Raw genomic sequence first — 1365 nt, 5'->3', positions numbered from 1 at the left:
AGGATTTGACGTAAGGACAAGTCGGTTTAACTCTTAAACCCTTTGCCGCTGCATCATCTAAGATGTATTTCACTAAGTAACCGGCGATACCCTGACCACCAAGCGCTTCTGGCACTTCAGTATGTTTATACTCGATGCCTTTTTCACCCTGACTGGTAGTAAAAAACTCGTAGTCCTCTAATGCAATTTGATCATCAATATGGATCTCAAAACGTTTTTGTTCAGTATTGTCAATGACCTCATAATCTAGAGGCTGTTTGTTTGATTCATTAGACATGTTTAGCTTTCCTTATTAGTTAATATTATGTGTTTAACGTTTTATAAATTTAACGCAATTTAGTTAACATTAATAATATTAACAGCTTATGCTGATTGTTCTGTTATGAATATATTACTCTATTTAGGTTTTTATATTGTTCTTGAAATAAGAATAGTTATTTGCTATTTACCTTGTTTATCTCTCAACCAACAACAATTATAATAGCTCCATTGTTTAGACAAGTTCGTTAATTATAAATTTTCAGACATGTTTAACTACTCAATAAATAAGGATAAATTATGAAAACTATCTATCATGCAGCAGATTCTCGTGGTGATGCAAACCATGGCTGGCTCAAAAGCAAGCACACCTTTAGCTTTGCAAACTACCACAATCCAGAACGTATGGGCTTTGGCGCACTACGCGTAATCAACGATGACCATGTGAGCGCAGGTCAAGGTTTTGGTAAGCATTCGCACCGTGATATGGAAATCATTAGTATTCCATTATCGGGTAAGCTTGGTCATGGCGATAATATTGGTAACAACGGCATCATCGAAACGGGTGAAATCCAAGTCATGTCAGCCGGTACTGGTATCACGCATAGTGAGATGAATGGCGACAATGAAGAAGATGTAAAGTTTCTACAGATCTGGGTCATTCCAAACAAAATGAATGTAGAGCCTCGTTATCAGCAAGTACGCATGGACGATATCATGCAGCATAATGAGTTCACCCAAGTACTGTCACCTAATCCTGACGATGCTGGCGTGTGGATTCATCAAAATGCTTGGTTCAGCATGGGCGATTTTGATAAAGGCGTCACTCAGACCTATCAGCTAAACGATGCCAATAACGGTGTTTATATATTGGTTCTTGAAGGTAAGGTCACTGTAAACGGTCACACTTTGGATACTCGTGATGGCCTTGGTGTTTGGGATACTAAGAACTTCACAATGGATGTAGAAGAAGACGCTAAAGTACTACTAATGGAAGTACCGATGAGTTTATAAGCCACTTTGAGCTTATAAGATACGTCTTTTTAAATGATAATATTTAGAAGATGTTAAGATTATAAAATACGATAATTAAAAGTAGCGTGGTGA

Annotated in this window: 2 protein-coding genes; one reads left to right on the top strand and one right to left on the bottom strand. The window is 37.4% G+C overall.

Annotated features, from left to right (window positions below; all coding sequences use genetic code 11):
• Positions 1-277, bottom strand: a 277-nt coding sequence (locus tag ACS8FD_RS14670; protein WP_439276395.1) for a GNAT family N-acetyltransferase, incomplete at its 3' end; no start/stop codon positions are given.
• Positions 278-558: 281 nt separating this feature from the next.
• Here ACS8FD_RS14670 and ACS8FD_RS14665 point away from each other — a divergent pair.
• Complete coding sequence (locus ACS8FD_RS14665) at positions 559-1272, top strand: pirin family protein (RefSeq protein ID WP_439261946.1); 714 nt, start codon at positions 559-561, stop codon at positions 1270-1272.
• Positions 1273-1365 lie beyond the last annotated feature (93 nt).

It is taken from the genome of Psychrobacter sp. 1U2, from assembly GCF_051847575.1.
The sequence above is the reverse complement of the archived record's forward strand: the minus strand, read 5'-3'. Positions and strand labels throughout refer to the sequence as shown.

Excerpts from the sequence above, each read along its gene's own strand:
- ACS8FD_RS14665 (WP_439261946.1), top strand. The coding sequence starts at position 559 with ATGAAAACTATCTATCATGCAGCAGATTCTCGTGGTGATGCAAACCAT.